The sequence below is a fragment of the Brevibacillus sp. HB2.2 genome (assembly GCF_013284275.1).
GTDB classification, from domain to species: Bacteria; Bacillota; Bacilli; order Brevibacillales; family Brevibacillaceae; genus Brevibacillus; species Brevibacillus brevis_D.
Genome location: NZ_JABSUV010000021.1, coordinates 107,949 through 113,948, shown reverse-complemented (window position 1 = coordinate 113,948; position 6,000 = coordinate 107,949). Strand labels below are relative to the sequence as shown.

4 protein-coding genes, 1 pseudogene and 1 other annotated feature (1 of these 6 cut by a window edge) are annotated in these 6,000 nt (G+C 47.9%); of the genes and pseudogenes, 1 reads left to right on the top strand and 4 read right to left on the bottom strand.

Features of this window, described 5'->3' with window-relative positions:
• Nucleotides 1–140: 140 nt before the first annotated feature.
• Nucleotides 141–368, top strand: a pseudogene (locus tag HP401_RS16900) (c-type cytochrome); the annotation flags it as partial.
• Here the strand turns inward: HP401_RS16900 and HP401_RS16895 are convergent.
• The 4 genes from HP401_RS16895 to HP401_RS16880 form a co-directional block, all read right to left on the bottom strand.
• The gene (locus tag HP401_RS16895) at nucleotides 365–1,921 is read right to left on the bottom strand and encodes a hypothetical protein (RefSeq protein ID WP_173605810.1); all 1,557 of its coding nucleotides are present in this window, start codon (nucleotides 1,919–1,921) and stop codon (nucleotides 365–367) included. The pseudogene HP401_RS16900 and the gene HP401_RS16895 overlap by 4 nt on opposite strands.
• The gene (locus HP401_RS16890) at nucleotides 1,890–2,447 is read right to left on the bottom strand and encodes an RNA polymerase sigma factor (protein WP_173605809.1); all 558 of its coding nucleotides are present in this window, start codon (nucleotides 2,445–2,447) and stop codon (nucleotides 1,890–1,892) included. The genes HP401_RS16895 and HP401_RS16890 overlap by 32 nt, the downstream gene beginning before the upstream one ends.
• Nucleotides 2,448–2,514: 67 nt before the next feature.
• The gene (locus tag HP401_RS16885; protein ID WP_173605808.1) at nucleotides 2,515–4,044 is read right to left on the bottom strand and encodes a YcdB/YcdC domain-containing protein; all 1,530 of its coding nucleotides are present in this window, start codon (nucleotides 4,042–4,044) and stop codon (nucleotides 2,515–2,517) included.
• Nucleotides 4,045–4,275: 231 nt separating this feature from the next.
• The gene (locus HP401_RS16880; protein WP_173605807.1) at nucleotides 4,276–5,820 is read right to left on the bottom strand and encodes a 2-isopropylmalate synthase; all 1,545 of its coding nucleotides are present in this window, start codon (nucleotides 5,818–5,820) and stop codon (nucleotides 4,276–4,278) included.
• Between the two features lie 63 nt (nucleotides 5,821–5,883).
• Nucleotides 5,884–6,000 (bottom strand) — a binding site (T-box leader) (it continues 118 nt past the right edge of the window).

Genomic DNA, 6,000 nt, shown 5'->3' with positions numbered 1-6,000 from the left:
TAGCGGCTACCACTTTTGCGTTTCCCCGTGAATCCCTTCGGAGCGGACAGTCCCAACTCTCAGCAGGACGGAGCCTGGAGCCTAGACTGGAAATATTCTTCTCCCCACTACAGCCATAAGCAAGTGATAACAAACTCTCCTACTCAAGCTGCCATGGCAATGCCGGGCTGGATTCGACCTCGTCATTGACAGGAGTTACCGCCGTCGATCCGCAGTACATCGCCCGCTCTGACAAGGTACTGACAATTGAGGATCGAATCAACGGCTTTTTTCAACGATGCATGAATGGTAAACCATTGCCATACAACAGTGATGAAATGCGGGCAATGGAGATAATGGCGCGTTCTTATCCTGCACCGTTTGTTTAATCAAGATAGCTCGCCATTGCCTTTGGTTCCAAAGGCACATAGACTAGCGAAGGGGTCTCTTGGCCTTTCACCCATATATAAGCCAGCTGTACAGAATAGTTTTTCAAGTAGGCTCTCGCTGCTCTTTCTGGCTGCATCTCTTGCTCGTCAGTCTGCGCACTTGAAGTGTTGCTGGATAAATCCTTCTGAAAGCCGATCACCTTTCCGGTTTTGGAATCGATGTCAACCGTGTATCCTTGTACATGATTCTCCGGACGCTTTTTTCCAGACAGAGCTTTGAAATAGATGCGGTATGTAGGTGAATGGAGTTCAACTTTGATCACTTGCAGCCCAGTAATTTCGGAATCCAGATATTTTTGAAGGAATGAAACGGCTGTATCGGTCACAACAGTAGCATCCTTCGCTTCAGCAGAAGGAGATGTTGGTGGATTCACATACTCGAATCCAGTGACCTCACCTGTCAAATCATTCGCCTGAAGAGAAACAGAACTGTTCTTGCCCACCTTCCAATGATAGGTAGTCGTACCTTGGTCGCCCTCCACTTTCCACAAGCTTTCTCCTTCTACCGTGAAATCAAAATTCGTTTCCAATATTCTCATGGCCTCTTCTTTATTCATAGCAATCATTCTCGTTCCAACGCCACTCACCTTGTAATTCTTGCCACGCAATTGGTTATATTCCCTCTCGACTCCAATCAATTGACCATCTTTGGCATCTACAAAACCCATCAGGTCAGGATTGTAGCTGATGTTCTGCGTGTCTGAATAGAAAAGCGACATGACGTCGGCTAGAATGGACTCCGCCTCTACTTTAGAAATCGTACGGGATGGATCAGGAAAGGTTTGTTCATTTCGTTCTCTTATCTGAATCTGGCTAGCAAGTACAGATTTTCCGTTGTTGGCTTCATCCAGCATCACGATGTAGTGATCATTGATGAACGGAATCCCGTTTACGGTACGCGCAAAGACAAATTGCTTTTGCTTTGTATCCGACAAGGAATCTACAAACTGGTAGGAGCGACTATCCTCTCCAACCATTTGCTCCAGATAGGCAGCTGCTTGGTCATGCAGGGTAGTCGAGGTCGTTTTGCTGTAGGGAGCCGTTGTTGTCATAGCAGTGCTCTCCTTAGGAGATTTCTCTCCTATTCTCGACTCTTTTGCAGTGACTCGTTTTTCTGGCCCCGCTATCTGTTCTTTTTTTACCCCAACCGCAGGAGGTACCGGTACACTTTCCTTGGTATTTTCAGGATCTATTTTTGTAACAGTCATCGGTTCAAAACTCGGAGGAGACAACTGTTCTGGTGACGAGTGCCTTGGTTCTACGTCAGTTGAAGGAAGAGCGAGTGAAGCTCCCCAGGCAACCAACAGAAAAAAGGCAACAGCCTGAACACTCTTGATCATTCGATTGCTGGCGATTGACTGCTGATCCATTTTCCTTGCTTTTGCCGCCAAAGCTACTCTTAGCCGTTCCTTGGCTTCCATTTGCGGTTTTGGAGCATATTGATTCAATTCTTTCATTCTCTCATGTAGGGTATCTCCGTCTTTCCAATACATGTGCTCCCCCCTCCTTCCGTTCCCTTTCCTCCATCTTTTGTTGAATGAGTTTGATGGCCCGATGATAGTCTACCTTGGCTTTGGACTCAGAGATACCCAGGAGCTCTGCTGTCTCTTTCACGCTGTGCCCCTCAATAGAACGTAAAATCACAACCATGCGATACTTGGGAGGAAGCGAGAGAATCGTATCTCTAAGCTGGCGGTCTCTCTCCTTTTCCATATAAACCTCTTCTGGCAAGCCATCTTTGGCTGGAAGCTCCTTAAACCAAATATCCCCGAATATTCTCTGAAATTTTTTGCGTCGATAAAGATCAATGGCAGCATGCTTGGCAATGGAAAATATCCATGTTTTTACATGCACTCTTCCGTCATACCGAGGCAATGCCTGCAACACCCGCGTGAATACTTCTTGGGTGATATCTTCTGCGTCGTTTTTGTTCCCAATAAAATGATAGAGGAAATAATAGATGTCCTGATAATAGGTTTCGACAAGATCATGAATCCTCTCTTCATAGCTCCCATACATCTGCTTCCCTCCTTTACACAAAACAAGTGTGCTTGCTCCATTAACTGAAAGCAAGCACAGCACTCCCTTATTTCTTCTTTCTTGGGTTTTGGATAGACTCCCCTGTCAAGGCGTCTACGTACTCTAACACATCGTCATTCTCTTGTGGCTTGTAAACCAGCATCGTGGACTCCGAACGTTTGCGGTCTATGACCGGAGCAAAGTACATCAGTTCCAATGGGTGATGCTTCAGATACTCTTTGGCAGCTTTCTCTGGTGAGACTGCCTTGGCTGGATCGGGATAGGTGACTGCGCTGGGATCGAATTCTCCAAACAGGCCCATGAGTTTGCCTGTCTCACTATTAATCTCAACTGTATACGATTGATCCTCAACCGGGATGCCATTTATCGTGTTGAAATAATTGAAGAGGTAATGATCGGATTGCTTCAGGCGGAAATCCTTGTCCAGTACCACAGCTTTTGTATCGGTATGCAAATAAGTTTGTAGCACTTGCAGGGCTGTCTTTTGAGCTTCTTCGATGGATACCTTCTTGCTGGGCTCTTTAGAATCGTCTTCCAAATACAGAGCAACGACTTGACCATTCGTGTTTTTTACCTGTACGGTGGCGACTTGATCCCCTTTTTTCCATTGAAACTCCTTCCTATCCCCATGTGGCTCATATTCGGGGACCTTTTCAGTAAAAGTAGCTCCCGTTGTGTCAAAGCCAAGAAGATTTTTCAAATGGCTCGCAGCTTCATCCTTATCCTTTGCAATCAACTTTTGGCCCTGCGGCGAAACTGGAATAGCAGGAGCTGAAAGATTGGGTTCTCGGTAAAATCTCGCATGTTCGGTCTCGACTGATTTGCCTGACTTGGCATCCAAGAATCCGGACCAGGAGACCTGATACGTCAACATCAAGCCACTGCGGTCTTTATTCGAACGATAAACGGGTGTCATCAATCCTACGACTGCTTTTTCTGCCTCTTCTAAAGACATCGCTTCTTCTGGTTTCGGAAGGGAAGCAGGATCAATCTGCTTGGAGATCTGCCCAACGTTGCTGATCAGAGAGACGACCTCCCCTTTCTCATTCAGGCCCAGGTGCATTTTTTCATCATGATGCGGAACCCCGTTTATGACTTGCCGATATTCGGGAAAGCCCAATTGCTCTGACTTTTGCGGATTATATTGGTACATCTTCGCCGCGTCTCCCAGTAAAGCTTTCAAAAATGCATCCGCTTTTTCCTTCTGGACGTCCAACGGAAGCTCCTTGTCATCCGGTTCATCTGTCTCATAACCAAAGCTGTCGATGTCCCCTGTCTTCTTGTCCAGAAAAATGACCATCCGGGGAGTTTTTTTACCGTCTCCCTTTTTTCGTTCTACCATGACAGCATCGCTTGTTTCTCCTATGTCCATTTTCTGAACAGTGAGCTCTTTTATATATGGCAGTAGCTCTGACAGCTTGTCGATTGTTTTTTGGGCCATGGCCTGCGCTGTCGCATCCATCGCCACTCCCGTATGGCTGGCTGAAGTTTTCTCAGCTTGAGCCGCCCATGCTGGCGTGGCTGTCAGAAGAGTTGCCGCCATGACTGACATAACTGCCCGATTCCATTTTTTCATCTATTCTTTCCTCCTCAGATTTGTTTCCTGCTTCTCATTTGCATTATTCGCACGAGCTTACAAAAGGTTACAATTTATTTCCAGTTTCCTCCACAAAAAGACAATCATCTGAACAGCGACTATCCAAACAATCAGTTTCCCCGGTCAAACTATGGTTACAAACATACAAAAAAACCTTGCTATGGTGATAAAACAGCAAGGTTTTCAGGCTGACTTTTTATGTTTTGGCTTTTAGCTAGCCCCGGCTGTTACAGCTTTTGCTTGATGATCACGCACCGCCTGATTGCTCGCTGCCATAAACGCCTGCGCGACCGCCATCAGTACATCTCGATGCTCGGCAACTCCTTTAAAATGACTTCCGTTGGCGCTGACCGTCACGATCGCTTCGCCTGTCGCATGCTCTCCCGACGACAATGAATACAGCTCCATGTCCGTAAACTCCACGTCGAACGGCAGTGCCTGCTTGATGCCTGCCACCAATGCCTCAACAGGTCCTTCTCCCGTGCCAGAATATGCTTGTTCTGCTCCTGTCACATTGTTCGTAATCGTGCAGGAAGCCATGCGATGTCCAGATGTGCCGGTGAGCACTTGCGCATTTACGAGTGTGAATGGCTCCAGTACGGCGTTCACGGTATGTCCCACGAGTTCAAGCAATTGATGATCCTGAACAACTTTTTGCTTGTCAGCCAGCTCTTTAAATTGGACGTACAGTGTCTCCATCTGCTCATCGGTCAGCTGTATCCCGAATTCATTTACACGGTGCTTAATGGCATGGCGACCGGAATGTTTTCCGAGAATGATCATGTTGCGAGGCACGCCCAAGCTCTCCGGGTCCATGATTTCGTAGGTGCTGCGCTCTTTTAAGAGACCATCCTGATGAATTCCCGCTTCGTGCTGAAAGGCATTGCGACCGACAATTGGTTTGTTGAAAGCAATCGGGAAGCTCATGGCACGACTCACCTTTTGTGAAGTGGTGTAAATGTGCTCCGGTCTGATGCCAGTCTCGGCATCCAGTGCTTCTTTGCGCGTCTCAATGGCCATCACCAGCTCTTCCAAGGAGCAGTTCCCTGCTCGCTCACCGACCCCGTTGACCGTTACTTCGACTTGAGTGACCCCAGCACGAATCGCAGCCAAACTGTTTGCAACCGCGAGTCCCAGGTCATTGTGGCAGTGTGCACTGAACTCTACCTTGTCGCTGCCACGAACGTTTTTCATGACACGAGTGAACATAGCTCCGTACTCTTCCGGAAGCGCGTAACCTACCGTATCGGGGATGTTGATAATGGTTGCCCCTTCTTCAATCGCTGCCTCAATCATCTCAAACAGGAACTCATCACCTGTACGAGTCGCATCCATCGGCGAAAATTCGAACCGGTCTACAAACTGTTTGCCGTACGCAATCATCTCGCGGGCGATCTTAATCACCTGCTCTCTGGACTTGCGGAGTTGGAAGTCCAGATGAATGCTGGAGGATGACAGAAACATGTGGAGTCTGCGACGCTCTGCCGCTTGTGTAGCCCGAACGGCAGCGTCGATGTCCTCTTTCACCGCACGAGCAAAGCCACAGATTTCCACGCCGTGCACCTCTTGCGAAATACGTTGCACCGCCATGAAGTCACCAGGGCTGGAGATGGGAAAGCCCGGTTCAATGACATCCACACCGAGGTCTGCCAAATGCTTTGCTATCACGATTTTTTGCTCAGGCGAAAGAGACGCTCCTGGCGCTTGCTCTCCGTCACGCAGTGTCGTATCAAAAATATGGATTCGTTTTGTCATGGTAATGCCTCCTCAATTTTTAGTCGTTTTTTTCGTAATAAAAAAAGCCCACCGTCTCCATATACAAGAGACGACAGGCTTTTCGCTGCCGCGGTACCACTCTCGTTGATCCCCTCTTTTTTCAGAAGAGAATCCACCTCGCTGTCCCGATGACGTGGGACGATCCGTCAAGGTCTACTG

What these genes read in the sequence shown, in the direction of transcription:
- HP401_RS16895 (WP_173605810.1), bottom strand. Translation starts at nt 1,921, where the DNA reads ATGTATTGGAAAGACGGAGATACCCTACATGAGAGAATGAAAGAATTG.
- HP401_RS16890 (WP_173605809.1), bottom strand. Translation starts at nt 2,447, where the DNA reads ATGTATGGGAGCTATGAAGAGAGGATTCATGATCTTGTCGAAACCTAT.
- HP401_RS16885 (WP_173605808.1), bottom strand. Translation starts at nt 4,044, where the DNA reads ATGAAAAAATGGAATCGGGCAGTTATGTCAGTCATGGCGGCAACTCTT.
- HP401_RS16880 (WP_173605807.1), bottom strand. Translation starts at nt 5,820, where the DNA reads ATGACAAAACGAATCCATATTTTTGATACGACACTGCGTGACGGAGAG.